The sequence below is a fragment of the Devosia sp. SD17-2 genome (assembly GCF_029201565.1).
GTDB lineage: Bacteria > Pseudomonadota > Alphaproteobacteria > Rhizobiales > Devosiaceae > Devosia.
The window spans coordinates 600,971-626,361 of sequence record NZ_CP104002.1 but is presented as its reverse complement, the minus strand read 5'-3'; the positions used below and the strand labels follow the sequence as shown (position 1 = coordinate 626,361).

General features: G+C 62.3%; 24 protein-coding genes and 2 tRNA genes. 20 read left to right on the top strand and 6 right to left on the bottom strand.

The window, feature by feature from the left end:
* The first annotated feature begins 60 nt into the window (after positions 1-60).
* Positions 61-309, top strand: a complete 249-nt coding sequence (locus tag NYQ88_RS03130; protein WP_275653520.1) for a PilZ domain-containing protein — start codon at positions 61-63, stop codon at positions 307-309.
* 56 nt (positions 310-365) lie between these two features.
* Here the strand turns inward: NYQ88_RS03130 and NYQ88_RS03125 are convergent.
* The 3 genes from NYQ88_RS03125 to NYQ88_RS03115 all read right to left on the bottom strand — a co-directional run bounded on the left by NYQ88_RS03125 (position 366) and on the right by NYQ88_RS03115 (position 1,017).
* Positions 366-440 (bottom strand) — tRNA-Val (locus NYQ88_RS03125).
* A 41-nt stretch (positions 441-481) separates the two neighbouring features.
* Positions 482-556 (bottom strand) — tRNA-Val (locus NYQ88_RS03120).
* 101 nt (positions 557-657) lie between these two features.
* Positions 658-1,017 carry a response regulator gene (locus NYQ88_RS03115; RefSeq protein WP_275605571.1) on the bottom strand — a complete coding sequence of 120 codons (360 nt, stop codon included), beginning with the start codon at positions 1,015-1,017 and terminating at the stop codon, positions 658-660.
* A 94-nt stretch (positions 1,018-1,111) separates the two neighbouring features.
* On the opposite strand from NYQ88_RS03115, the gene NYQ88_RS03110 reads away from it, so the two are divergent.
* From NYQ88_RS03110 to NYQ88_RS03090, 5 genes are all read left to right on the top strand, one after another.
* The gene (locus tag NYQ88_RS03110; RefSeq protein ID WP_275653519.1) at positions 1,112-2,116 is read left to right on the top strand and encodes an N-formylglutamate amidohydrolase; all 1,005 of its coding nucleotides are present in this window, start codon (positions 1,112-1,114) and stop codon (positions 2,114-2,116) included.
* A 322-nt stretch (positions 2,117-2,438) separates the two neighbouring features.
* On the top strand, positions 2,439-3,230 hold the full coding sequence (locus tag NYQ88_RS03105) for an inositol monophosphatase family protein (RefSeq protein ID WP_275653518.1): 792 nt from the start codon (positions 2,439-2,441) through the stop codon (positions 3,228-3,230).
* Positions 3,231-3,330: 100 nt separating this feature from the next.
* Positions 3,331-4,611, top strand: coding sequence for a TadE/TadG family type IV pilus assembly protein (locus NYQ88_RS03100; protein ID WP_275653517.1), 1,281 nt, complete (start codon positions 3,331-3,333; stop codon positions 4,609-4,611).
* Positions 4,608-5,048: a TadE/TadG family type IV pilus assembly protein gene (locus NYQ88_RS03095; protein ID WP_275653516.1), complete on the top strand. Its 441-nt coding sequence runs from the start codon at positions 4,608-4,610 to the stop codon at positions 5,046-5,048. Before NYQ88_RS03100 ends, NYQ88_RS03095 begins: the two co-directional genes overlap by 4 nt.
* A complete protein-coding gene (locus tag NYQ88_RS03090) occupies positions 5,045-5,452 on the top strand; it encodes a TadE/TadG family type IV pilus assembly protein (protein ID WP_275653515.1) in 408 nt (135 codons plus the stop codon). Before NYQ88_RS03095 ends, NYQ88_RS03090 begins: the two co-directional genes overlap by 4 nt.
* 3 nt (positions 5,453-5,455) lie before the next feature.
* On the opposite strand, the gene NYQ88_RS03085 is transcribed toward NYQ88_RS03090, so the two are convergent.
* Positions 5,456-6,430 (bottom strand): alpha/beta hydrolase, encoded by a 975-nt coding sequence (locus tag NYQ88_RS03085; protein ID WP_275653514.1) that lies wholly within the window; start codon positions 6,428-6,430, stop codon positions 5,456-5,458.
* A gap of 273 nt (positions 6,431-6,703) precedes the next feature.
* Positions 6,704-7,510, bottom strand: coding sequence for a hypothetical protein (locus NYQ88_RS03080; protein WP_275653513.1), 807 nt, complete (start codon positions 7,508-7,510; stop codon positions 6,704-6,706).
* Positions 7,511-7,718: 208 nt separating this feature from the next.
* On the opposite strand from NYQ88_RS03080, the gene NYQ88_RS03075 reads away from it, so the two are divergent.
* The 13 genes from NYQ88_RS03075 to NYQ88_RS03015 all read left to right on the top strand — a co-directional run bounded on the left by NYQ88_RS03075 (position 7,719) and on the right by NYQ88_RS03015 (position 23,411).
* Entirely contained in the window at positions 7,719-8,174 is a 456-nt protein-coding gene (locus NYQ88_RS03075) for an Hsp20 family protein (RefSeq protein ID WP_275653512.1), read from the top strand.
* Between the two features lie 394 nt (positions 8,175-8,568).
* Entirely contained in the window at positions 8,569-9,510 is a 942-nt protein-coding gene (locus NYQ88_RS03070; RefSeq protein WP_275651579.1) for an IS110 family transposase, read from the top strand.
* Between the two features lie 283 nt (positions 9,511-9,793).
* Positions 9,794-10,267 (top strand): DNA starvation/stationary phase protection protein Dps, encoded by a 474-nt coding sequence (dps, locus tag NYQ88_RS03065; protein WP_275653511.1) that lies wholly within the window; start codon positions 9,794-9,796, stop codon positions 10,265-10,267.
* A gap of 625 nt (positions 10,268-10,892) precedes the next feature.
* Positions 10,893-15,566 carry a glutamate synthase large subunit gene (gene gltB, locus NYQ88_RS03060; protein WP_345774630.1) on the top strand — a complete coding sequence of 1,558 codons (4,674 nt, stop codon included), beginning with the start codon at positions 10,893-10,895 and terminating at the stop codon, positions 15,564-15,566.
* Between the two features lie 11 nt (positions 15,567-15,577).
* The gene (locus NYQ88_RS03055) at positions 15,578-17,005 is read left to right on the top strand and encodes a glutamate synthase subunit beta (protein ID WP_275653509.1); all 1,428 of its coding nucleotides are present in this window, start codon (positions 15,578-15,580) and stop codon (positions 17,003-17,005) included.
* A gap of 320 nt (positions 17,006-17,325) precedes the next feature.
* Positions 17,326-17,871: a hypoxanthine phosphoribosyltransferase gene (gene hpt / locus NYQ88_RS03050; RefSeq protein WP_275653508.1), complete on the top strand. Its 546-nt coding sequence runs from the start codon at positions 17,326-17,328 to the stop codon at positions 17,869-17,871.
* An 86-nt stretch (positions 17,872-17,957) separates the two neighbouring features.
* Complete coding sequence (locus tag NYQ88_RS03045) at positions 17,958-18,350, top strand: hypothetical protein (protein ID WP_275653507.1); 393 nt, start codon at positions 17,958-17,960, stop codon at positions 18,348-18,350.
* Between the two features lie 15 nt (positions 18,351-18,365).
* Entirely contained in the window at positions 18,366-18,872 is a 507-nt protein-coding gene (locus NYQ88_RS03040; RefSeq protein WP_275653505.1) for a sigma-70 family RNA polymerase sigma factor, read from the top strand.
* Entirely contained in the window at positions 18,869-19,660 is a 792-nt protein-coding gene (locus NYQ88_RS03035; protein WP_275653504.1) for an anti-sigma factor, read from the top strand. The genes NYQ88_RS03040 and NYQ88_RS03035 overlap by 4 nt, the downstream gene beginning before the upstream one ends.
* Before the next feature lie 87 nt (positions 19,661-19,747).
* The gene (locus tag NYQ88_RS03030; protein ID WP_275653503.1) at positions 19,748-20,734 is read left to right on the top strand and encodes an SPFH domain-containing protein; all 987 of its coding nucleotides are present in this window, start codon (positions 19,748-19,750) and stop codon (positions 20,732-20,734) included.
* Between the two features lie 6 nt (positions 20,735-20,740).
* The gene (locus NYQ88_RS03025; RefSeq protein WP_275653502.1) at positions 20,741-21,193 is read left to right on the top strand and encodes an NfeD family protein; all 453 of its coding nucleotides are present in this window, start codon (positions 20,741-20,743) and stop codon (positions 21,191-21,193) included.
* A gap of 75 nt (positions 21,194-21,268) precedes the next feature.
* Positions 21,269-22,549: an outer membrane beta-barrel protein gene (locus tag NYQ88_RS03020; protein ID WP_275653501.1), complete on the top strand. Its 1,281-nt coding sequence runs from the start codon at positions 21,269-21,271 to the stop codon at positions 22,547-22,549.
* 92 nt (positions 22,550-22,641) lie between these two features.
* Positions 22,642-23,411, top strand: a protein-coding gene (locus NYQ88_RS03015) for an IS5 family transposase (protein WP_275654832.1) whose coding sequence is annotated in 2 segments (ribosomal slippage) — positions 22,642-22,953 and positions 22,956-23,411 — 768 coding nt in all. Because the reading frame shifts where the segments join, the coding sequence is not laid out codon by codon here.
* On the opposite strand, the gene galU is transcribed toward NYQ88_RS03015, so the two are convergent.
* Positions 23,408-24,292 carry a UTP--glucose-1-phosphate uridylyltransferase GalU gene (galU, locus tag NYQ88_RS03010; protein ID WP_275653500.1) on the bottom strand — a complete coding sequence of 295 codons (885 nt, stop codon included), beginning with the start codon at positions 24,290-24,292 and terminating at the stop codon, positions 23,408-23,410. The two genes, NYQ88_RS03015 and galU, sit on opposite strands and share 4 nt — an antisense overlap.
* Positions 24,293-24,397: 105 nt before the next feature.
* On the opposite strand from galU, the gene galE reads away from it, so the two are divergent.
* On the top strand, positions 24,398-25,384 hold the full coding sequence (gene galE, locus NYQ88_RS03005; RefSeq protein WP_275653499.1) for a UDP-glucose 4-epimerase GalE: 987 nt from the start codon (positions 24,398-24,400) through the stop codon (positions 25,382-25,384).
* Positions 25,385-25,391: the final 7 nt, after the last annotated feature.

Below are 25,391 nucleotides of genomic sequence, written 5' to 3'. Positions count from 1 at the left end.
ACGGAGATATTTAGCAATTTTCGTCTACGCCTACACACGCTTACCGGGCTATGAAGAGGCATGAACACTTTTCTAGACCGGCGGCGGGAACGACGCTCGCCTCCTGTGCTGCGGAGCCCCGCCCAGATCGCCGCCGATCAGGTGAGGCTGGACGTCACCATCCTGAACGTGTCCCGATCCGGCGTCATGATTGCCCTGCCAGAAGATATAGCCCTGCCCGATCGAATCAGCCTGATCGTGGGCACTATGCTGCAGCCTTGTGAAGTGGTGTGGCGAGATGGCACGAGCGCAGGCCTGCGCTTCGACTGACCACAGGCAAACAGCGGCAACGACACAAGATTGAATTATTAAGACTGTGGGAAAAATGGTGGGAGTAACAAGGATTGAACTTGTGACCCTTCGCGTGTGAAGCGAATGCTCTCCCGCTGAGCTATACTCCCACTCCGCAAATCCCCTTTAAGGGGAAGCGGCCGGAAAGAGATGGTGGGCGTAACAAGGATCGAACTTGTGACCCCTACGATGTCAACGTAGTGCTCTCCCGCTGAGCTATACGCCCATCTCTCCGGGTCGGTGCAGCATCGCTGCTCCGATGACGGGGATAGACCACAAAACCGTTTGGCCGGTCAAGGGGGTCAATCACCTGCCTGTGGAAAGTTTTCAGGCAGCCAGCAAACGCTCCACTTCGCTGACCAGATCACGCAGGTGGAACGGCTTGGACAGCACCGAAGCATCCTTGGGCGCGTCGCTGTCCGGGTTGAGCGCAACCGCGGCAAAGCCGGTGATGAACATCACCTTGAGATCGGGATCGAGTTCGGTGGCGCGTCGCGCCAGCTCGATGCCGTCCATTTCCGGCATCACGATATCGGACAAAAGCAGCGAAAACGGCTCTTCGCGCAGGCGCTCATAGGCAGACAGCCCATTGTCGAACGACACCACTTCATAGCCCGCGTTCTTGAGCGCGCGGGTGAGGAACTGGCGCATATCGTTGTCGTCTTCAGCGAGAAGAATTCGCTTCATCAAAAACCCCTAAGCCCCATTTCCTGTGTGAGTCGACTATTGGGCCCGATGTTTAGTCCACTTTTGTGGCGGCGCAACCGCTCCCCACCCCATTATGCGCGATTTTACGCCCAACTGGACAAGATTGCTGCGCCGCGCGACACTGTCGGCCCAGGGCAAATCACACGCGGCAGAGCGACGGCGCCGCATCGAGGGAGACAGCGTGCGGTCCGACTATTGGGATCAACCGGCATTTGAAACCATCCGGCCGCGGCGCCTGGTGGCGCCGATCGTGTTCAATTCGCCCCATTCGGGCCGGGTCTATCCGCCACGCTTTCTCGCCATGACGCGGCTCGATCATCTGTCGATCCGCCAATCCGAAGACGCCTTTGTCGACGAGCTGTTCTCCCGCGCGCCCCACCTCGGCGCCCCGCTCCTGCGGGCCCATTTCCCCCGCGCCTATCTCGATGCCAATCGCGAGCCGTGGGAACTTGATCCCACCATGTTTATCGAGCCGCTGTCGGATCGCTTCAACACCAATTCGCCTCGTGTCGCGGCGGGCCTCGGAACGCTGGCCCGCGTCGTTGCCGAGAACAAGCCGATCTATCGCGAGCGCCTGACGCTGGAAGACGCGCGCATGCGCATCGAGGGGATTTATCACCCCTATCATGCCGCCCTGCAAAAACTCCTCAGCGAGGCACTCGCCAGTTTTGGCGTTGCCGTGCTGATCGATTGCCATTCCATGCCGCGCATCGGACGGCATGGCGAGCGCGCCACCCCAGACATCGTGCTCGGCGACCGCTACGGCACGACCTGCGCCTCCGCCCTGATCGATCTGGTTGAAACCACCTTCATCGCTGCGGGCCTCAAGGTTGCGCGCAATCGCCCCTATGCCGGCGGCTTTTGCACAAGGTCCTATGGCCGCCCGCAACACGGCGTCCATGCCCTGCAGATCGAGATCAGCCGGCACCTCTACATGAACGAAACCACGCTCGAGATGCATTCCGGCTTCGAGCCGATGCGTCTCATCATCGAGAATGTGATCCAGACGCTGATCGGCCTCGACCTGATGGGCCTGGCCGCCGCCCCGCTCGGCGGCGAAAAGGCTGCGGCCGAATAGCGCATTCAGCACCTTCCAAACAGAAGGGCCGCCACGAGGGCGGCCCAGTCAAGGGAGGAACGATGGATGAGCTGCGCTGCGCAAACCCCAGCCACCATGCCTGTTGAGGATGATCCTCCACAGGCGCTTGCACAAGTCCGGTTCACACCCACACCATCGAAGTGCTGGCGCTTGTTGCAAAAATGAATCAGCGGCGTCCCACCGCCTTTTGCCCCGCCGCGCTTCACCTTTGCCTGTCGAGCGGCTAGAGCTTGACCACGCCGCGCCCGGACTTGTCCGGAACCGGCCCCCAAATTCCCGCCCAGCCGGATTTTTTGCCGCCATGTCCGATCTCGATTTTGACCGCATCGAAACCGTTCTGCTTGCCGCGTCCGCCGCTGCAGCCGAGCGGACCCTGCCGCTGTTTCGGACCGGACTGGCTATCGATAACAAGCTGGCTTCCGGCTTTGATCCGGTGACCGAGGCCGACAAGGGCGCCGAAACCGCCATCCGCGCGGTCATCGCAGAACACTTCCCCGATCACGCCATCATTGGCGAAGAATGGGGCAAGAGCGGCGAGAGCCGCTACAGCTGGATCATCGACCCGGTCGACGGCACCCGCGCCTTCATTTCCGGCGCGCCGGTCTGGGGCACGCTGATCGGCTTTGCCATCGATGGCGTGGCTGTCGCCGGCCTCATGAGCCAGCCCTTCATCGGTGAAACCTTCCTCGCCGTTCCCGGCGCCTCACGCTATCGCCGGGGCGAAGTCACGACGGCCAACCGCACCAGCGGCGCCACCGAACTCGCAGGCTCGCGCGTGTTCACCACCACGCCAAAACTGTTCGACACACCGGCCCTTGCCGCCAAATGGCAGGCCATCGAAGGGGCGACCCGCCTCCAGCGCTTCGGCATGGATTGCTATGGATATGCGCTGCTCGCCGCAGGCCACGCCGACCTCGTCATCGAGCCCTATCTCAACAGCTATGACATCGCCGCGCTCGTTCCCATTATCCGCGAAGCCGGTGGCGCCATCGCCTGCTGGGACGGCAGCGACCCTACGGGGGGCGGCAATGTCGTCGCCGCGGCGACGCCCGAGCTACTCGCCAAGGCCCTCTATTTGGTCGCGAATTCATAAAATTTTGAGCGCTGTCCGATACTAACGGCGACGTAAACTTTAATTTAACCAACACCCCTTAATAGGCATAAATACCGGGGGCGGGCAGAAATACTAAATCATGAAAAAGGCAGTGGATTTTCTAGGCCACGAGGGTGGCGCTATTGCCGTAATCTTTGGCCTGCTTTTACCTGCATTATTGGGCGTTGCTGCGCTCGCGATCGAGGTGGGCCACTGGTACACCGAGCGCGACAAGCTGCAGATCGCCGCCGATACCGCGGCCTATAGTGCGCTGGTGTCCTACAGCATCGATAAGGACCTCGACGCGGCCAAGGCCGTCGGCGTGGCACAGGCGCAGGCCTCCGGCTTCAGCGGCACGCTCGACCAGATCGAGATCGCCATTCCCTCGCCTGACGGCACGCTGGGCCCCAATTCGTCGCAGGCCATTCTCGAGACCAATCCGCGCCTTTATCTGTCGGCAATGTTTCTGGAGATGGCCTCCATCGAGATCGGCGTCGTCTCCTATGCCACCTTCGACGACGTGCAGGAGCAGGTGCCCTGCATGCTGGCGCTCAAGCCGAACCAGTCCCGCTCCATCGTCATGGCCGCCAGCGTGCAGGTCAACATGGACTGCGTGGTCGCCAGCAATTCGAGCAATGGCGACGCCATCTGGGCCGAGGGCACGGCCTCCCTCACCGCCAGCTGCATCAAAACTCCGGGCTCCACGGCCACCAATGGCGGCGCCAGGATCACCGCCACCGACTGCCCCAATGGCCAGATCGATCACTCCACCTCGACGGACCCGTTTGCCGACAAACCCTTCTGGGGCGGACCGGGCATCCCCGACACGCCGACATTCGTCGATCAGTCCGTCTCGCAGGGACGCTATGGCGTCGGCATGCCTGCCGGCGACCGGCTCAATCCCGGAAAATACGGCAAGCAGGTCGAAATCGACGGCAGCGTCACCCTGGCGCCGGGCGTCTATTATTTCTCGGCCGGCTTCCGCGCCACGCCGGGCAGCCGCATCACCGGCGAGGGCGTCACCATCTTCGTCAACCAGACCAAGGTGCTCGACATCGCCCAGAACGTGCGATGGAACCTGACCGCCCCCACCTCGGGACCGACTGCCGGCATCTCCATCATGGGCAATCCGGCCATCACCGGGGGCACGGTGCGCCTGATCGGCGTCATCGGCAATGTCGGCGGGGCCATCTATTTCCCCAATCAGCTGCTGCAGACCGAGAGCGGCCCGAACCTGCCCAGCGCCCGCTGCACCCAAGTGATCGCAAATCTGATCGACATTCGCGGCGGCGGCACCATCAACAATGACTGCTCGTCCCAGAGCGGCGCATCCACCGGCGCCAGCAGCACCGTGCGCCTCGCCAAGGGCCCCCTGCTGTGAGGGCCGTTGCCAGACTGATCGCCCGCTTCCGCCGCGACAGGGGCGGCAATGCCGCGGTCGAATTCGCCATATTGGTGCCGATCCTGCTCCTGCTGGTCGCCGGCACCGTCGATCTCGGCTTCGGCTTCCAGCGCAAGCTCGAGCTGCAATCGGCGCTGAACACGGGCCTGCAACACGCCATGCAGACGCAGGGCAAGAACATCCCGACCACCGGGGCCGTCATCTCCCATGGGCTGACCCGCTTCGACGACATCACCCTTGAGGTCAGCGCCTTCTGCGGTTGCGCCTCAGGGGCCGAGGGCTGCCAAACGACCTGCCGACCCGGCCTTGATCGCTATGCGACAGCGAGCGTGTTGATGCCCTACAAGACGCCGATCTTCGAGGTGGACATGGAACTCTCGGCGACATTTGAACTCTATGTGGGGAAAGCCCAATGAGCCGTTCTCCCTTTGCCGTGGCAAGACACTTCTGGCGCAACTCGAGGGGGGGAACCGCCATCGAATTTGCGATGGTGGCGCCGATCTTCCTCTTCTGCGTCTTTGCCTTCGTTCAGCTCGGCTTCGGCATCTATGCCCAGTCGACCATTTCGCAGCTGGCCGAAAAAGGCGCGCGCCACCTGCTCTTTGCCAGCACAGACGTCGACGGCGCCACCGAGACGATCCTGGCCGGCATGACCGCCACCCCGCTCGATCCGATGAAACTCACGATATCGGCGCTGCGTCTCGCCCAGCCCTATCCCCATGTCGAGTTGACGCTCGATTATGCGTTCAAGCCGCCCGGCATGCCGCTGCCCGAGGATATCAATCTGCGCTCGGTGGTCCTCATCCCGGTCAGCCCCTAGCGATCACCTGCTCTGTTCGGTGATGAACGCATCGAAGGCGGCAAACACCTGGCCGCGGATTGTCTCGTTCTCCATGAACAATTCATGCCGCGCGCCGGGGATGATCATGTGCCGCCCATTGCGCAGCCGCAGCCCCAGCCGCTCGATGGCAGGCGTCGAGACGATTTCGTCGCGCGCGGCCCCGAGGATCAACAGCGGGATCTGCATTTTGGCCGGAAAACTGTCCTTGCCTGCCTCGACCATGGCTCGCATTGCCGCGGACAGCCAGCGAAAGGTAGGCGACCCGATATAAAGGCTGTCATCGGCCTTGATCGTATCGACCATGCGCAAATAGCGCGTCGGGTCCGAGGTCAGCAGATTATTGGCGAAACCCGCTTCGCTCGGCCGCTGGTCGCCCCGTCGCGCATAGGGCAACCGGCCGAGCCCCAGGAAACTGGCAGCAGTGGCGATCCGCCCGGTGCGGGCAATGGCATGTTCCATGCGGTGGAGGCTCACCATGGGCGCCGACAGAAACACCCGGTCGAACATCATCCGGTCGCGGGTTGCGGCAAACAGGCTCGCCAACCCACCCATCGAATGGCCGACGAGATAATAGGGTGGCGGACAATCGGGCAGCAGGATCTTGGCGTGAAAACTGCGCAGATCGCTCCAGTAGTCATCAAAATGATCGACATAGCCCAGCGTCGGATTGCCGATCAGCCGTTGCGAGCCGCCCTGCCCGCGCCAGTCGAAGGTGGCGACGGCAAAGCCGCGCGACTGGAAGTCGGCGATGGTCTCGAAATATTTCTCGATATATTCGGTGCGCCCTTGCACGAGACACACAGTCCCGCGATGCGGGCCCGCCGATTTCGGCCAGATCGCGTAGCGCAACCGCACGCGATCGACAGTCTCGAGATAGCCCAGCCGCACCCCCTCCGGAACCGGATTGGATGGTGTGACGGCGAGTTTGGGACCGTGTGGGTCGACCTGGGCGGTCAATTGCTGCCTCCGCGCTGAACGCGGGCACGATAAACACTGCTGGTAAACAAAGAAAAGCCAGCATCCCTACTGGGAGATGCTGGCTTTCTTTCATTTCGGTCCCGTGCGGGGGGCGGATGACGGGTCCTCCTGAACGACAAGTGACTTGCAGGTCACTCATCGCGCCGTCTCTACCCGCAAGACTCTGAATAGAATCCAACAGATCCATTCATTTAGCGTTCAGCCCGGCGATTTGCGTGGAATGGGGGGAGCCTATACCTGCCGCGCGTTCCGTCAAGGCCAGAGCGTATCAGCACGTCGGCCAATAAATTCGGCGACACGAGCCTTTGTCACCGCCTCGAACGCTGCGGGCCATTCTGCGCCCACCGCCTGCGCCAACCGGCGGGCACGCGGAAAAAAGGCGCCGGCGATGGCCAATTGCGCTGAGATCAGCGCCTCGCGCTGCGGCCCGGGATAGGGCAGGTTGAGCAGCACATTCATTTCCGCTTCCGGCAGAAGCCGGCTCAGATGCAGCATGCCGCCCCGATCCGGCACGCTCAGCGCCTCCTGCATGATCTGGCTGAGCATGTCGCGTAACAATCCTGTGCCCATCATCATCACCACCCACTCCTCGCGCCCCAGGACCACCGGGGTCAGCCCCAGCACGCGGATGAATTCGGTGACGATATCCTCGACCCTACGCGGATCAGCCACATAACCGGGAAGGCTCTGCGGCAGGCGCGCATAAAGACCTTTCGGATCGACCAGCGGCATGAGCTGGTCCTTTGCCCTTCGCCCCAGTCCGGAGGGTTCGGCAAGGCTGATATCAACCCGCAGCCAGCTTTGGCCGATCGCATTGATCAGCGTCCCACCCCGCTTGAGCACATGGAAGTAAATCTGCGGCTCGCGCGCCTCGAGCCAGCCGCGCCACCAGTTTATGATTGCGTCGTGGCGCTCTGCCGGAGCCAGACCCACGAGATCGATATCGCTCCACGCATCGGCCGTCCCGCGCCCATGCGAGCCGCCAAGAAAAAGACCCTCGAAGAGACCGCATCCCTTCGCCGCAGCCGTTAGGTTTTCGGTAAATTCGCTGATCGACACAGGCTGTCCCTCCACAGTCTCGCCCCTCGAAAATTCCTGCAGTTTTCCGGCTACGCTACCCTCTTGAACCGCGAAAACGCGTCCCTACATCTGTGCTGTTCGCCGGGTTTCCGGGAACACCGGTCCCCTGGATCTCATGCTCGCCACTTACGGGAGCATCGCCATCGGCCGGCACATCAACCACGTTGCTTTACGGAGAATGTGTACCATGCAGACCATCGATTTTTCGCCCTTCTATCGCTCCACCGTCGGCTTTGACCGCCTGTTCAACCGTCTCGATAGCTTGGGCGCACAGGAAACCAAGACCTACCCGCCCTACAACATTGAGCGCACCGGTGAAGACGCCTACCGCATCTCCATCGCGGTTGCCGGCTTCTCCAATGGCGACATCGCCATCGAGACCAAGGAAAACTCCCTGGTCGTCAAGGGCGCCAAGCCGACCGAGACCGGTGACACCAAGCGTGAATTCCTCCATCGCGGCATTGCCGAGCGCGCCTTCGAGCTGCGCTTCCAGCTGGCCGACTATGTCGAAGTTCAGGGCGCCAGCCTCGAAAACGGCCTCCTGCATCTGGAACTGAAGCGCGAACTGCCCGAAAGCAAGAAGCCGCGCACCATCCAGATCAACGGCGGCACCCCCGCCATTGAGGACCAGTCGGTTAACTAGTCGCCGGCGCTTGCGCAAAATCGCTCCGGTGGAGCGATTTTAGGCGGCTAGGCCATGAGAGCTACGCTCGAGTGGCGCGGGTGTCCCGCAGACGCGATCTATCTGGCATACAATGAAGGCGCGGTCCGCAAGGGCCGCGCTTTTTGTTTGTCGTCTCTCCATTGTGGCCCCTGCCACCACTCCGTCCCCTCCATCGTCATTGCCCGGCTTGTGTGGAGGATCTGTGCTTTAGTGGTGGCATCAGCCGGGTTGCGCATCCCGGCTGATGCAGTCAGGAGGCCGTTTTGTCCGGCTGGTTTGTCACAGCCGAGGACGAGCAAGGCCCTGTCTGCTCCCTTTGACCCCGAACGGTTGATCGGGCTGTTGCCCGCACCACAAGCCTGGGAGCAAGGTCATGATACACGACACCCTCTTCGTTGGCATCGACGTTTCCAAGACGCATCTGGACGTTCATACCCATCCCGCTGGCAAATCCTGGCGTTGCAGCACTGGACCGGAGGCGCTCGCCGAGCTGACGCAGCGCCTGGCCAGACTGGGGCCGTTGGCCATCGGGCTCGAAGCCTCGGGAGGCTATGAAGCCCGCGTGGCCGAGAGCCTGCATGCCGCTGGCCTTGAAGTGCATGTTCTAGCCCCGGCGCGGATCCGCAGTTACGCGCGGGGTATCGGCCAATTGGCCAAAACCGACAAGATCGATGCCGCTCTGATCGCGCGTTATCTGCAGGCCGTGCGCGCCAGCTTGACCCCTTATGTGTCTGATCCGATCCGACAAAGGCTGAGCGCGTTCACAGCCCATCGGCGGCGGATCGTTGCGGAAAAGAGCGGCCTTGTCAGTCAGCTCGATACCATCGACGAGCCGCTTGTGCGCAGCCTGATCGAGGAGCGTCTGGCGGCCATCGCCCTGGAGATCAAACGCATCGAAGCGGCCATCACTGCCCTTCTCGCCGACAATCGCCAGCTCCAGCAGCGCCAGGCGCGGCTGCGGCAGGTGACCGGCGTCGGTCCGGTTCTGGCGATCGCCTTACTGGCCGACATGCCCGAGCTCGGCAAGGTCTCCGCCAAGGTGGCCGCAGCACTCATCGGCGTTGCCCCTTATGCCCGCCAATCGGGCGCATCGGATCGCAACGGCCGCTGTCTTGGCGGACGAAAACATCTGCGCGATATCGCCTACATGGCCGTGCTCAGCGCCATCAAGGTGAAAGACCCCGTTCTCGGCGGCTTCTATCAAAGACTGCGCCTGCGCGGAAAACCCTTCAAACTCGCCATGATCGCAACGGTGAGAAAACTCATCACAATCCTCAACGCCATCGCCCGACAGGAACCGGCATTCCAACAGTGATGTCCACGGTTGCTCGTCCGGGCAATCCATCTCCCTTGCATGGATCCCCCGGACAAGCCGGGGGATGACGAAAGAGCATGAGCGCCCGAAGCTCACACGAAGCCCAACACCAAAAAACCTCTCGGCTCCGTCACCTCCCTCCCCTTGTGGGGAGGGTAGCAAAGCTAGGCCCAACGGGCCGTAGCGGCGCTGGGTGGGGGTATCCAGCGCCCCCCCGCTCGGAACCTCAGCGTCGCTCGACGGTTGTTCGGAAAGACCCTCCAGCGTCACAGGATCCTCCCGCATGAAAACCCCATCCATCGCCCTCAAATCCAACGCCAAATCGGCTGTCATCGACATCCTCAATGCCCGCCTTGCCGACGCCATTGATCTGGCGCTGATCACCAAGCAGGCCCATTGGAATCTCAAGGGCCTCAATTTCATCGCCGTGCACGAGATGCTCGATCCGATGCGCACCCAGATCGACACCCACGCCGACACCATGGCCGAGCGTGTTGCCCAGCTTGACGGCATTGCCCTGGGCACCAGCCAGATCATCGCCAAGTCGAGCACGCTCGCCGCCTATCCCACCGACATCCGCAAGACCACCGATCACCTTGCGGCCCTTGCCGAGCGCTATGCCGCCCTCGCCAATCAGGTGCGCGAGGATATCGACGCGACGGACGAAGCCGGCGACGCCACCACCGCCGATATTCTCACCGCCTTCTCCCGTGATCTCGACAAGAACCTGTGGTTCATCAAATCGCATCTGGAATAAACCACCGGAATTGTCCTATTTTGAACGCCAGCACGAAATAGGACAATTCTCAGATTTCCCGCCGAAAGTAGGACTTTCGCCTAAAATATACGCACACTGCTGCCTCTTTGTGCAAGTAGCCCCTGAAAGTCCTACAACTCCTATCCCAAAAAACCTGCAGTCCTATTTTTTTTCGGCAAAGTCCAACGTTCCTGCTTGTACGCAGTTTTAAATCGTGCAAATGTCGGATCGTTAGGGCAGCACGACTGTCCTATCTGACGCGTCGCCCCGCTCTCCGCGGTCAGCGCGCGCGCTGGTCCGGCTGGCCCGCTACGAGATAGCGGAAACGGATAGGCGGGGCTAAGATCAGCCCGAATTATGAGCGGCCATTTGGATGCAGCGCCGCTCCCCATGCATGGATGGTTTTCGTTCATCCGAGCCGCTCCCCTCAAAGGCGCGACCCGAACGGACCCCGTGCCCGCCAGCAAAGGACTGCATCCAGCGGGCCGGCAGCGGCACCAACAGGATGCGCGAGACATAGTAAATTCAGCCTGGTGACAGGCGATCAGATAGCGAGGACCACGATATGGCACACGAGCGGCACGGACAAACTTCTCCGGTCACCACCAAAGCCAAATCGCGCACGCTGATCGCCAATTCGCGGCGCGTCGACGGCCGTCCGGCAGCCCAGGGTCTTTACGATCCGGCCAATGAGCACGACGCCTGCGGCATCGGCATGATCGCCAACATCAAGAACAAGCCCAGCCACGAAGTGGTGCAGAAGGGTCTCGAAATACTCGAGAACCTCGAACACCGTGGCGCCGTGGGTGCCGATCCGCTGATGGGTGATGGCGCCGGCATTCTGGTGCAGACCCCGCACGCCTTCTTCCAGAAGGTCCTGCCTTTCGCCCTGCCAGAAAAGCACCACTACGCCGTGGCGATGATCTTTTATCCCAACGATGCGGACCTCAAGTCCCGCTGCGCAGAAGCCGTGCGCAAGTGCATCGCCAGCGAAGGCCTCGTCCTCCTAGGCGAACGCGTCGTGCCCACCGACAATTCAAAGCTCTCGGCCGGCGTCATCGCCACCCAGCCGATCATCGAACAGGTGATCATCGCCCGCCCCGAAGGCCTCACGCTGGATGAATTCGAGCGCAAGCTCCTCATCGTCCGCAAGGTCATCTCCAACACCGTCTATAACGACGTGCCCGAGAGCCACAGCGACAACGGCTTTTATGTCGTCTCCATGTCGGCCCGCACGCTCGTCTACAAGGGCATGTTCCTCGCCGACCAGCTGGGCTCCTTCTACCAGGACCTGCACGACGAAAGCTTCGAGAGCGCCATCGCCCTCGTTCACCAGCGTTTTTCGACCAACACCTTCCCCTCCTGGAAGCTGGCCCACCCCTACCGCATGACCACCCACAATGGTGAAATCAACACCATCCGTGGCAACGTCAACTGGATGGCGGCTCGCCAGGCCTCGGTCCACTCCAAGTACTTCGGCGACGACATCACCAAGCTCTGGCCCATCTCCTATGAAGGCCAGTCCGACACCGCCTGCTTTGACAACGCGCTCGAATTCCTCGTGCGCGGCGGCTATCCCCTGCCCCACGCGGCCATGATGCTGATCCCGGAAGCCTGGGCCGGCAATCCACTGATGGATGAAAAGCGTCGCGCCTTCTACCAGTACCACGCCTCCCTGATGGAGCCCTGGGACGGTCCGGCCGCCATGTCGATCTCCGACGGCCGCTATGTCGTGGCAACCCTCGACCGCAACGGCCTGCGTCCGGCCCGCTACCTTGTTACCAAGGAAGGCCACGTCATTCTCGCCTCGGAATCGGGCGTGCTCGATATCCCCGAGGAGGACATTGTCGAACGCTGGCGCCTGCAGCCCGGCCGCATGCTGCTCATCGATCTTGAGCAGGGCCGCATCATTTCCGACGACGAGGTCAAGTCGACGCTCGCCACCTCCAATCCCTATGCTGATTGGCTCGCCCGCACCCAGATCGTGCTCGAGGATCTGCCGGCCGTGCCGCCCAAGGCGCCCGAGCCGACCGATGCCTTGCTCGATCGCCTGCAGGTCTTTGGCTACACCCAGGAAGACGTCAAGCTCCTGATGGCGCCCATGGCCACCACCGGCCAGGAAGCCGTCGGCTCGATGGGCACCGACACGCCGATCTCGGCGCTGTCGAACAACCCCAAGCTGATCTACACCTATTTCAAGCAGAACTTTGCGCAGGTAACCAACCCGCCCATCGATCCGATCCGCGAAGAATCGGTGATGAGCCTTGTCTCCTTTATTGGCCCGCGCCCGAACCTCTTCGATCTTGAAGGTCTTTCCACGGTCAAGCGCCTCGAAGTGCGCCAGCCGATCCTGACCAATGAGGATCTCGAAAAGATCCGCGCCATTGGCGATATCGAGAGCAATCAGTTCAAGACCAAGACGCTCGACATCACCTATCCCAAGGTGAACGGTGCCGAGGGCATGGAAGCGGCCATCGACGCCCTGTGCCAGGCCGCCGAAGACGCCGTGCGCGGTGAATACAACATCATTATCCTCTCTGACCGTCTGGTCTCAGCCGATCGTCTGGATATCCCGACGCTGCTGGCGCTCGCCGCCGTGCACCATCACCTCATCCGCAAGGGCCTGCGCACCTCGACGGGTCTCGTTGTTGAAACCGGTGAAGCCCGCGAAATCCACCACTTCGCCATGCTCGCCGGCTATGGCGCCGAAGCCATCAACCCCTACCTCGCCTTCGAGGCGCTGCAGGCTCTGCACGCCGAAGGCAATTACCCCGAGGAAGTCTCGGCGGACGAAGTCGTCTACCGCTACATCAAGTCGGTCGGTAAGGGCCTCCTCAAGGTCATGTCCAAGATGGGCATTTCCACCTACCAGTCCTATTGCGGCGCCCAGATCTTTGACGCTGTGGGCCTGAACTCCGATTTTGTATCCAAGTACTTCTTCGGCACCGCCACCTCCATCGAAGGCGTCGGCATCACAGAAATCGCCGCTGAGACGGTTCGCCGTCACGATCTCGCCTTCGGCGACGACGCCGTTCTGCGCAAGACCCTCGATGTCGGCGGCGAATATGCCTACCGCATCCGTGGCGAAAAGCATGCCTGGTCGCCCGATGTCGTGGCCGACCTCCAGCACGCCGTGCGCACCTTCGAGGCAAGCCCCGAAACCGCTCAGGACCGCTACAACAGCTATGCAGCCCGCGTGAACTCGGGCGAAAACGGCTATCTCGCCATCCGGCATTTGCTCGAGATCAAGCCGCTCGGCGCCGCCGTACCGGTCGAGGAAGTCGAACCGGCCGTCGATATCGTCAAGCGTTTCGTCACCGGCGCGATGAGCTTCGGCTCGATCAGCCGCGAAGCGCATACGACGCTCGCCATCGCCATGAACCGCATCGGCGGCAAGTCCAACACCGGTGAAGGCGGCGAAGAGCCCGATCGCTACAAGCCCCTGGCGGACGGCTCGAGCAACCCCCTGCGCTCTGCCATCAAGCAGGTCGCCTCGGGCCGCTTTGGCGTCACCACCGAATATCTGGTCAATGCCGATCAGATCCAGATCAAGGTCGCACAGGGTGCCAAGCCCGGTGAAGGCGGTCAGCTGCCCGGCCACAAGGTCGACTGGATCGTCGCCAAGACCCGTCACTCGACGCCCGGCGTGGGCCTCATCTCTCCGCCGCCGCATCACGACATCTATTCCATCGAAGATCTCGCCCAGCTCATTTACGATCTCAAGAACGTCAATGAAGCGGCCGACATCTCGGTCAAGCTCGTCTCCGAAATGGGCGTGGGCACGGTTGCGGCCGGCGTTGCCAAGGCGCGCGCCGATCACATCACCATCTCCGGCTATGATGGCGGCACCGGCGCTTCGCCGCTGACCTCTTTGAAGCATGCCGGCGGTCCGTGGGAAATCGGCCTGGCTGAAACCCACCAGACCCTCGTGCTCAACCGCCTGCGCAGCCGCGTTCGTCTCCAGGTCGATGGCGGTCTCAAGACCGGTCGCGACGTGCTGATCGGCGCCCTCCTCGGCGCTGACGAGTTCGGCTTCTCGACGGCTCCGCTGATCGCGGCCGGCTGCATCATGATGCGCAAGTGTCACCTCAACACCTGCCCGGTTGGCGTCGCCACCCAGGACCCGGTGCTGCGCAAGCGCTTCAAGGGCACGCCCGAGCACGTCATCAACTACTTCTTCTTCATCGCTGAAGAGCTACGTGGCCTCCTGGCCGAATTGGGTGCCCGCACCCTCAACGAGCTCATCGGCCGCTCCGATCTGCTCGATCAGAAGCGCGTCACCGACTATTGGAAGAGCCACGGCGTCGACCTCGCCAAGGTGATCTACAAGCCTGAACCGCTGGGTGAAGACACCATCTATCACTCCGAGGAACAGAACCATCACCTCGAAGCCGTACTCGATCGCAAGCTCGTCGAACTGGCCGCTCCGGCGCTCGAAACCGGCAAGCCGGTCCAGATCGAACTGCCGATCCGCAGCCGCGACCGCTCCGCCGGCGCCATGCTCTCGGGCGCGGTCGCCAAGAAGTATGGCCATGAAGGCCTGCCGGACGACACCATCGCCATCACCCTGCGCGGCACGGCCGGTCAGGCGTTCGGCGCCTTCCTGGCCAAGGGTATCTCCATCGACATGATCGGCGATGCCAATGACTATGTCGGCAAGGGTCTGTCCGGTGGCCGCATTGTCGTCCGTCCGAGCGAAAAGGCCATTACCACGGCCGAAAACTCGATCATCGCTGGCAATACCGTGCTCTACGGCGCCATCGAGGGAGAGGCCTATTTCCGCGGCATCGCCGGCGAACGCTTTGCCGTCCGCAACTCCGGCGCCATCGCCGTGGTCGAAGGCACGGGCGATCATGGCTGCGAATACATGACCGGCGGTCTTGTCGTCGTCATGGGCCCGACCGGTCGCAACTTCGCGGCCGGCATGTCGGGCGGTGTCGCCTATGTCCTTGATGAGGACGGCACCTTCCGGTCGCGCTGCAACCTCGCCATGGTCGATCTCGAACCCGTCCAGGAAGAAGAAGATCTGATGCAGAAGCTCCACCACCATGGTGGGGATCTCGAATGGCACGGTCGTGTCGACATCTCTGGTGACATGACCCGCCACGACGACGAGCGGCTGCATCAGCTGATCTCGAACCATCTGCACTATACCGGCTCGACCAAGGCCAAGCAGATCCTTGAGAACTGGGCCGAGATGCGCCCCAAATTCGTGAAAGTCATGCCGGTCGAATACCGTCGCGCCATCCTCGAGATGGAAAAGAAGCGCGCCTCCGGCGCACATGTGGCCGCGGAGTAAGGAGAGAAAGAATGGGTAAGGTAACAGGCTTTCTCGAGATCGAACGTGAAGAACCGCGCTACGAGCCGGCTTCCGACCGCATCCGCCACTTTGGCGAGTTCACCATCCCGCTGACCGAAAGCCGGGTGGTGGACCAGGCCGCCCGCTGCATGGATTGCGGCATCCCCTTCTGTCACGGCGACACGGGGTGCCCGGTCCACAATCAGATCCCGGACTGGAACGACCTCGTCTACAACGGCGATTGGGAGGAGGCTGCCCGCAACCTCCACTCGACCAATAATTTCCCCGAGTTCACCGGCCGCATCTGCCCCGCACCCTGCGAGGAAGCCTGCACGCTCAACCTCGAGGACAGCCCGGTCGCCATCAAAACTGTGGAACAGGCCATTGCCGACCGCGCCATCAAGGCCGGCTGGGTCAAGCCGCAGATCAATGCGACGAAGACCGGAAAATCTGTCGCCATCATCGGCTCGGGTCCGGCAGGCCTTGCCGCCGCCCAGCAGCTGGCCCGCGCCGGCCACGACGTTCATGTCTATGAGCGCGAGCCCAAGGCCGGCGGCCTGATGCGCTACGGCATTCCCGACTTCAAGATGGAAAAGGAACACATCGACTTCCGCGTCTCCCAGATGGAAGCCGAAGGCGTGACCTTCCACTATGGCGAAAACATCGGCGTCACCCGCCCGCTGTCCGAGCTGCAGGCCCAGTATGACGCCGTGCTCCTCAGCGGCGGCGCCGAACGCCCGCGTGATGTCGATGCCGAAGGCACCGATCTCAATGGCGTCCACTACGCCATGCCCTTCCTCGTCCAGCAGAACCGTCGCCTCGGCGGCGAGGACGTCTCGGGCGAAGTCCAGCTCTCCGCCGCCGGCAAGCATGTCGTCGTCGTCGGTGGTGGCGATACCGCGTCCGACTGTGTCGGCACCTCGTTCCGTCAGGGCGCGATTGCCGTCACCCAGCTCGACGTGCGTCCCATGCCGCCGGAATTGGAAAACAAGCTGACCAACTGGCCCAACTGGGCGGTCAAGATGCGCACCTCGTCCTCACAGGCCGAAGGCGCCATCCGCGAGTTCTCCGCCGGCACGATGAAGATCATCGGCAATGCCAAGGGTCAGGTTACCGGCGTCGAATGCGCCCGCGTCGATCGCAAGCGCCAGCCGATCCCGGGCAGCGAGTTCATCATCAAGGCTGACCTCGTCCTCATGGCCATCGGCTTTGCCGGCCCGGTCAAGGAGGGTCTGCTCACCGAACTCGGCGCAGACCTCGACAAGCGCGGCAATATCTTTGCCGACACCTTCACCTACAAGACTTCGGTCGAGAAGGTCTACGCCGCCGGCGACATGCGCCGCGGCCAGTCCCTCGTCGTCTGGGCCATCCGCGAAGGCCGCCAGGCCGCCCGCGCCATCGACATGGACCTGATGGGCAAGACCGACCTGCCCCGGTAATCGCCCACCCACCGAACAGTCCCTCCCCTCCTCCAGGGGGAGGCTAGGTGGGGGTGCTTGCCCGAGGCTATTCTACCGATCCAGCCCCACCCACCGGACAGTCCCTCCCCCTCCTTCAGGGGGAGGTCAGGTGGGGGTCTTTTGGCCAAGGCTATTCTACCGATCCAGCCCCACCCGCCGGACAGTCCCTCCCCCTCCTCCAGGGGGAGGTTAGGTGGGGGTACAGCCCCCGCCGCACATCTGTGACCAATTCCGCCTTTGGCTACCGTCAATGCTAACAGTCTGCTAACAAACTCGCCGATGCGTTGTTCGGAATTGCCATGACCCAAAAGCCCTATGTCGTCGATGAACTGATCTCCGCCAAGGCCATTGCCGCCCGCGTCGAAGCGCTGGCGCGCGAGATTTCGACCCATTTTGCCGACACCGAAAAGCTCGTCGTCGTCGGCCTTTTGCGCGGTTCCTTCATCTTCATCGCCGACCTCGTCCGCGAGCTCGACCTGCCGGTCGAAGTCGATTTCCTCGAAGCCTCCTCCTATGGCAACGCCATGGAATCGAGCCGGGAAGTGAGGATTCTCAAGGACTTGCGCGGCGAGATCGCCGGTCGCGATGTCCTCGTCGTCGAAGACATTATCGACACTGGCCACACCCTCAAGCACGTGCTCGAAATCCTCGAGACCCGCCATCCGCGTCGTATGGAAATCTGCGCCCTGCTCTCAAAGCCCTCGCGCCGCGAGACCGAGATCAACGCCAAATGGCTTGGCTTTGAAATCCCTGACAAATTTGTCGTCGGCTATGGCATCGACTACGGCCAGCGCAACCGCAATCTCCCCCACATCGGCGTCGTCCGCTTCACCGACGAAGAATAATTCCTCTTTGGCGGATTAAAACCCGCCCTGCGGTGTTTATCCTTGTGCGGGCTGCCTCATGCGGCTCCGCATGAGGAGATAACGCCATGAATTTCCGAAACATTCTGGCCGGTGCAGCTGTGCTCGCCGCCCTTGCGACTCCCGCCTTCGCCGCCGACTATCTCGGCGGCGCGGTCAAATCCACCGACATCGGCGGCAAGATGGTGCTGACCGATGCCAACGGCATGACCCTTTATATCTTCGACAAGGACGAGCCGGGCGTCACTAATTGCTACGACAGCTGCGCCGAAAAATGGCCACCGCTTTTCGCTGATGATGCCGCCGCGGCCGAAGGCGATTTTTCCATTGTAGACCGGACAGATGGCACCAAAATGTGGGCCTATAAATCCATGCCGCTCTACTATTGGGTCGACGACAAGGCCCCCGGCGACATTACGGGTGACGGCGTCGGCGGCGTCTGGCATCTTGCCATCGAATAGCTGAAAGCCGCCCGCGTGGCCGAAATCCTGCACGAAATCGAGGCCTGCGTGCCCGCGCTCCGGCGATATGCCCGGGCGCTGACCCGCGACATCGACCGGGCCGATGATCTCGTGCAGGATTGCCTCGAACGCGCCATTTCCCGCCGCGGTCTGTTCCAGCCCCGCGGGCCGGTGCGGCCCTGGCTCTTCACTATCCTGATCAACATTTACCGCAACGACCTTCGGCAAAATCGGAGGCGCGGCGATGTGGTTGATATTCAAAGCATTCCCGAGCCGGCAACCCCGGCACCGCAGCCCGGCCATCTCGCCCTCGCCGAACTGGGGCGCGCCCTCGAAACCCTGCCCCTCGACCAAAAGGAGGCCCTGCTTCTGGTCACGCTCGAAGGCCTGTCCTATCAGGACGCTGCCAAAATCCTCGATATTCCGCTCGGCACGCTGATGAGCCGGCTCGGTCGCGCCCGCTCGGCCCTCCGCGCCCTCACCGGCACGCCGGCGGAGCCCCATCTGAGGACGGTGAAATGACCGAGATCACCAGAGACCTCCTGATGGCCATAGCGGATGGGCAACTGGCTCCGGCCGAGCGCGACACGCTGGAGCGCCAGCTGGCCGACCGCCCCGACGCAGCCGCCGACCTCGCCCAGATGCAGCGCCAGTCCGACGCCATCCGCGCGCTTTATGGGCCGGTCTCGAGCGAACCCCTGCCCCCGCGGCTCGATGTCACCCGGATTGCCGGCGCAAACCGGACCAGGCGGAACCGGTTCTGGATCAATGCCGTCGCCGCAGTCGTCATTGCCGGGCTCGGGGTCGGCGCCGGTTGGATGTTGCGGGATCTTGCAGCCACACCCGGACCGGCAGATCGCCTGATCGCCAGCGCCGTCAGCGCCCACACCGTTTACGTCGGCGAAAACCGGCATTCCGTGGAAGTCCCGGGCGCGGACAGCGCTCATCTCACCAACTGGCTCTCGGCGCGCCTCCAGACCAACCTCGCCATGCCCGATCTCACCGCCTCGGGGCTGACCTTCCTCGGCGGACGGCTTCTTCCTGCGCCGGAGGTTCCCGGTGGCCGCGCCGCCCAGCTGATGTATGAAGACGCCGCCGGAGAACGCCTCACGCTTTATGTCACCCCGGCGCTCACCGTTGAAACGCCGAGCTATCAGCTGGCCAGCCTCGGCATCGATACGGCGCTCTACTGGGCCGACAGCACCCTCACCTGCACCATCACCGCCCCCTATGACGCCGAAAAGCTCGAGCCCATCGCCCGCTCGGTCTTCGCCCAGCTCTCGCCGCTTCCGGCCGTCTACTCGCCGTGACTGATTGCCTATGACGGCGAGGATCCGTAAGTTGCCGATACAGACACGGCAGCAGGAGCGCGCGCCATGGGATTTGAGGAGTTCGGAATGGACGGGCTGAGCATCACCTTGATCGGCATAGGCATTCTGCTGATCCTTGTCCTCTTCGCCGGTGCCAAGACGGTGCCGCAGGGCTATAATTTCACCATCGAGCGGTTCGGCAAATATACCCGCACGCTGAAGCCCGGCCTCAATCTGATCGTGCCGTTCATCGACACCATCGGCAAGAAGATCAACGTCATGGAGCAGGTGCTCGACGTCCCCCACCAGGAGGTCATTACCCGCGACAACGCCTCCATCACCGCCAATGGCGTGACATTTTACCAGATCCTGGATGCCGCAGCCGCGGCCTACGAAATCTCGGGCCTCGAAAACGCCATCCTCAACCTCACCATGACCAATATCCGCACGGTCATGGGGTCGATGGACCTCGATGAACTCCTCAGCCACCGCGACGAGATCAACGAGCGCCTTCTGCGTGTCGTCGACACGGCGGTTTCGCCATGGGGCATCAAGATCACCCGCATCGAGATCAAGGACATCGATCCGCCCAAGGACCTGGTCGAATCGATGGGCCGGCAGATGAAGGCCGAGCGCGAAAAGCGCGCCGCCATCCTCGAGGCCGAAGGGCGTCGCCAGGCGGCGATCCTTCAGGCGGAAGGCGCCAAACAGGCGCAGGTGCTTGAGGCCGAAGGGCGAAAGGAAGCGGCCTTCCGGGACGCCGAAGCGCGCGAGCGCTCGGCAGAGGCTGAAGCCAAGGCCACGCAGATGGTCAGCGACGCCATCGCCTCGGGCAGTGTCCAGGCCATCAATTATTTCGTGGCCAACAACTATATCGAAGCGCTGGGCAAGATCGCCACGTCGCCCAATCAAAAGGTGCTGATGCTGCCGGTCGAGGCTGCCAGCGTCATTGGCTCGATTGGTGGCATTGCCGAGATTGCCCGGGAGACTTTTGGCGGCAGCGCGCCATCAACGCCAGCCCGGACAGCCCGACCGCCATCCTCAGGCTACTCCTCAGACCCTTCGCAAGGTTAGTCGGCCATGATGATCATCGAGTTTCTGGCCGCCAATGCGCCCTGGGGCTGGATCATCGCCGGCCTGATCCTGCTCGGCCTCGAGCTGGTCGTTCCCGGCGGCGGTTTCCTCGTCTGGCTGGGCATAGCCGGGATCGTCACCGGGCTCGTGGTCTTCATCCAGCCCATGGCGTGGCCATTTCAATGGCTGCTTTTTGCCATTCTGGGGCTCGCCTCGGTCTTTGCCTGGCTGCGTTGGACCCGCTCGCGAAAGGCTACCGATGACCAGCCGTTTCTCAACCGTCGCGCTGAACGCTACGTCGGCCACGAAGCCGTTCTGGACCAGCCCATCGTCGCCGGATTTGGCCGGCTTGCTCTCGGCGACAGCGTCTGGCGCATCGCCGGACCGGACCTTCCCGTCGGTCAGCGAATCCGCGTCGTTGGTTATGATGGTCCGGTGCTCAAAGTCGAGGCCATCTGAGGTTCGTCGAAAGACTTCATTAACCATAAGCTGAAAGGATCGGCGTCGTCCTCAATCATACCGACGGAGCCATTTTTGCCACTGCTGTCGCGGACTTGGCGCCTGAACCTGGGCGTGGCGCTGGCCACGGCCTGTCTTGGTGCGCCGGTATTCGCCGACCCCTTTGGCCCCGATGGCTCCGGAACCGACAATGAGCGGCTGCGGCCGGGCCTCTATCCTGCGGCGCCAGTTGCCGGTGACTATGGGATGCCGATCGAGCCGACCCATCCCCCCTTCGAGATCGACTGGTCGGTGGGACTGAGGGGCACGTTTACCCAATCGACGACAGGCGGGCAGAATTTCGTTACCCGTCTGACGCCGCAGGCGTCGGCACGCTATGACGGAAGCCTCGCCACGATCGTCGGCGCTGCCAGCGCCGAGATTGCCAAGCCCAGCGGGCCGGACGGCGTCACCATCACCAATATGCGGCTTGGCGTGTCCGGCGAGATGGCGCTCGACGCTGTCACCACCCTCAACGGCGATGCCGCATTGACGCTGAGCAAGGATCTTCCGGGCACGCTCGACCTCAATCCGCAGATCGCGGCCCCGCCGCAGATCCTGACCGGCAGCCTCGGGATTGGCCTCGACCGCCAGTTTGGCCGCTTCAATCTCGGTGTCGACGCTGAGGCCATGCGCACCAATTATGGTCCCTCGACCCGCCTTGATATCGGCGAGATCGACAACGCGGACCAGAACCGCTGGACCGCCGCGGGTAATCTGCGTGTCGGCTATCAGGTCACCCCGATTTTCGAGCTGTTCACAGAGGCCGGCGTGTCGCGCGATTTCTTTGATGTCGCCGGCCCATCGGGCGAAAAGGCCGATGCCAGCAATCGCACGCTGCGCGCCGGCGTCTCGGGATCGTGGAACGATGTCCTGACGGTCAGCGTCTCCGCCGGTGTCGGCCAACGCGTTTTTCACGCCGGAAATCTGGGTGATGTCACGACGCAGCTCTATGGGGCGAGCGTGAGCTATACCCCTGATCCGACCCTGCGGATGACGGCAAGCCTCGAGACCACGATGGAGCCGACCGGACCGGACAATCCCGGAACGGCGCGCATCCGCCACGCAGCACTTGCCAATATCGATTACACGGTCAATTCCTGGCTGCGGCTGCGCGCCAATGCCGACTGGAGCAGCTCGCAATTCGTGGGCAGCAACGATACCGAAGACCGTTTCGGCCTGGGCGCGGGCGCTGACTATAGCTTCAACGCCCACACAGCGCTCAATGCCGACTACGGCTATGGCCGCCGCAACACATCGAGCAGCGGCCAGACCGATAGCCATCAGGTGAGCCTGGGGATCACCCTCTCACGCTAGAGCGTGTTCAGACCCTAGGTCACATACCCATTAACGGGATTCCCAAAGTGCTGCTGTTGTGATTCCTTCCCTTTGGTGGACAGGAGGTGATGATGGCGCGTTTTGATCTTACGGATTTTGAGTGGTCTGTGATCCAGCCGCTGCTTCCGACGAAGGTGCGCGGCGTTCCGCGCGCCGATGACCGGCGTGTTCTGAACGGCATCTTCTGGCGGCTTCGCACGGGCGCGCCCTGGGCCGACATCCCGACGCGGTATGGCCCGCACACGACCTGCGTGAACCGCTTCAACCGGTGGCGCAGGGCCGGCCACTGGGCGCGCATTCTTGACGCTGTATCAGCCGCTTACAATGGCGACGTGCAGATGATCGACTCGTCCTCGATCCGGGTTCACCAGCACGCCGCCAACGGTCAAAAAAAGACGAGCGATCCCGTTGCATGGGTCGTTCGCGCGGCGGCCTGACCACCAAGATCCATGCGCTGGTCGATGCCCAGGGGCAGCCGATCCAGCTCAAACTGACCGAAGGCCAGGCCCATGATGGGCGATCAGCAGCGGACATGTTTGCCACCCTGTCCGCTGGAAATATCCTGCTCGCAGACCGAGCCTACGACAGTGATGCCCTGCGCAGCACCATGGCCGAGCGCGGTGCATGGGCCAATATCCGCGCCATGCCCAACCGCGTGCAAACCTTCCCATTCAGCCACTGGGTCTATCGCCAGCGCAACGCTGTCGAACGTTACTTCAACAAACTCAAACACTTCAGGGCAATCGCAACCCGATACGACAAGCGAGACGACAATTTCCTGGCATCAGTCCAACTCGCTTCAATCCGTATCTGGTTGCGAAGTTATGAGTCGGTCACCTAGAGCTTTTCCTCGAGATCGAGCTTGCGCAACTCGCGCAGGAACCCGGGTCGGATGTCGTCGCGTTCGAGGGCGTAGACCACGTTGGCCGTCAGGAAGCCGATCTTGGAGCCGCAGTCAAAGCTCTGACCCTGATATTTGACGCCGGTGAAGCGCTGGGTGTTCATCAGCTTCTGCATGGCGTCGGTCAGCTGGATTTCACCGCCTGCGCCCTTGGTCTGTTCGGCCAGCAGCGAGAAAATTTCCGGCTGCAGGATATAGCGACCCGATATGATGAGATTGGAAGGGGCCTCTTCGCGCTTGGGCTTTTCCACCATCTGATTGATGCGGAAGCCGGTGTCGGCGCCCTCGCCACGGCCAATCACGCCATAGGACGACACCTCGGCCTCGGGCACTTCCTCGACGGCGATGACATTGCCGGCGCTCTCTTCGTAAGCGTCCATCATCTGCCGGAGCACCCCGGGCTCACCCTTGAACAGCATGTCGGGCAAGAGCAGCGCGAATGGATTGTCGCCAACGATATCGCGAGCACACCAGACGGCGTGGCCAAGCCCGAGCGGCTCCTGCTGGCGGGTGAAGCTCGTACGACCGGCGGACGGCAGGTCCTGGCGCAGCTCCTCGAGCGCTGCCAGCTTGCCGCGGTTTTCAAGCGTCGTCTCGAGCTCGAACTGGCGGTCGAAATGGTCCTCGATAACGCCTTTGTTTCGCCCGGTGACGAAGACAAAATGCTCGATACCTGCTTCACGGGCTTCATCGACGGCATACTGGATGAGCGGTCTGTCCACGACCGTAAGCATTTCCTTGGGCATCGCTTTCGTTGCCGGAAGGAACCGGGTTCCCAGACCAGCGACAGGAAAAACGGCAGTACGGACTCGCTTGGACACAAGGTTTCCCTTTATTCAGTTAGCTCGATTGTCGGCGTAAACCTAAATCAATATGTGCCACATATCGTTGCACCATAATAGCTTTCAAGCGCAGGAGTTAATTCCATGGCAGTTCTGGTCACCGGTGGCGCAGGCTATATCGGCAGTCACATGGTGCTTGAGCTCGCCGATCGTGGCGAACAGGTCGTGGTGCTGGACAATCTGATTACTGGCTTTGACTGGGCCATCGACGGCCGTGCCATCTTCGAGCAGGGCAATGCCGGGGATATCGATTTCGTAACGGGGCTGATCGCCAAGCACGGCATTACCGAGATCGTGCATTTTGCCGGCTCCATCGTCGTGCCGGAATCGGTCACCAACCCGCTCAAATATTACGCCAACAACGCCTCCACCTCGCGCAATCTGATCGAGGCTGCTGTGCGCGGCGGCGTGAAGCACTTCATCTTCTCGTCCACCGCCGCCGTCTATGGCATGACCGGCCTTGCCCCCGTGGTCGAGGATACCCCGCTTCACCCCATGTCGCCCTATGGCCGGTCCAAGCTGATGACCGAGTGGATGCTGGCCGACGTGGCCGCGGCCCACCCCATCACCTTCGGCGTGCTGCGCTATTTCAACGTCGCGGGCGCTGATCCGAAGAAGCGCTCCGGACAGTCGACGCCGCTCGCCACCCATCTCATCAAGGTCGCCTGCCAGACAGCGCTCGGCCAGCGCGAGAAGATGGACATCTTCGGCACCGACTATGAAACGCCCGATGGCACCTGTGTGCGGGACTATATCCACGTCACCGACCTCATCGCGGCGCACGCCCTGCTGCTCAACCATCTGCGCAAGGGCGGCGACAGCACGACGCTCAACTGCGCTTATGGCCGGGGCTATTCCGTGCGCGAGGTCGTCGAGATGGTCCGCGATGTGTCCGGGGTCAATCTGCGCGCTGACGAGGGGCCGCGCCGGGCTGGCGATCCCGCCTCGATCACCGCAACAGGCGAGAAGGTTCGCAAGCTGCTCGGCTGGACGCCCGCCCATGATGACCTCAGAGAAATCGTCGAGACGGCCTATTCCTGGGAACGCCATCTGATGACGCGGAACCGCTAAGGAGGCG

Excerpts from the sequence above, each read along its gene's own strand:
- NYQ88_RS03090 (WP_275653515.1), top strand. The coding sequence starts at position 5,045 with ATGAGCCGTTCTCCCTTTGCCGTGGCAAGACACTTCTGGCGCAACTCG.
- NYQ88_RS03070 (WP_275651579.1), top strand. The coding sequence starts at position 8,569 with ATGATACACGACACCCTCTTCGTTGGCATCGACGTTTCCAAGACGCAT.
- galE (WP_275653499.1), top strand. The coding sequence starts at position 24,398 with ATGGCAGTTCTGGTCACCGGTGGCGCAGGCTATATCGGCAGTCACATG.
- NYQ88_RS03110 (WP_275653519.1), top strand. The coding sequence starts at position 1,112 with ATGCGCGATTTTACGCCCAACTGGACAAGATTGCTGCGCCGCGCGACA.
- NYQ88_RS03075 (WP_275653512.1), top strand. The coding sequence starts at position 7,719 with ATGCAGACCATCGATTTTTCGCCCTTCTATCGCTCCACCGTCGGCTTT.
- NYQ88_RS03100 (WP_275653517.1), top strand. The coding sequence starts at position 3,331 with ATGAAAAAGGCAGTGGATTTTCTAGGCCACGAGGGTGGCGCTATTGCC.
- NYQ88_RS03115 (WP_275605571.1), bottom strand. The coding sequence starts at position 1,017 with ATGAAGCGAATTCTTCTCGCTGAAGACGACAACGATATGCGCCAGTTC.
- hpt (WP_275653508.1), top strand. The coding sequence starts at position 17,326 with ATGACCCAAAAGCCCTATGTCGTCGATGAACTGATCTCCGCCAAGGCC.
- dps (WP_275653511.1), top strand. The coding sequence starts at position 9,794 with ATGAAAACCCCATCCATCGCCCTCAAATCCAACGCCAAATCGGCTGTC.
- NYQ88_RS03045 (WP_275653507.1), top strand. The coding sequence starts at position 17,958 with ATGAATTTCCGAAACATTCTGGCCGGTGCAGCTGTGCTCGCCGCCCTT.
- NYQ88_RS03025 (WP_275653502.1), top strand. The coding sequence starts at position 20,741 with ATGATGATCATCGAGTTTCTGGCCGCCAATGCGCCCTGGGGCTGGATC.
- NYQ88_RS03055 (WP_275653509.1), top strand. The coding sequence starts at position 15,578 with ATGGGTAAGGTAACAGGCTTTCTCGAGATCGAACGTGAAGAACCGCGC.
- NYQ88_RS03035 (WP_275653504.1), top strand. The coding sequence starts at position 18,869 with ATGACCGAGATCACCAGAGACCTCCTGATGGCCATAGCGGATGGGCAA.
- NYQ88_RS03030 (WP_275653503.1), top strand. The coding sequence starts at position 19,748 with ATGGACGGGCTGAGCATCACCTTGATCGGCATAGGCATTCTGCTGATC.
- NYQ88_RS03105 (WP_275653518.1), top strand. The coding sequence starts at position 2,439 with ATGTCCGATCTCGATTTTGACCGCATCGAAACCGTTCTGCTTGCCGCG.
- NYQ88_RS03130 (WP_275653520.1), top strand. The coding sequence starts at position 61 with ATGAACACTTTTCTAGACCGGCGGCGGGAACGACGCTCGCCTCCTGTG.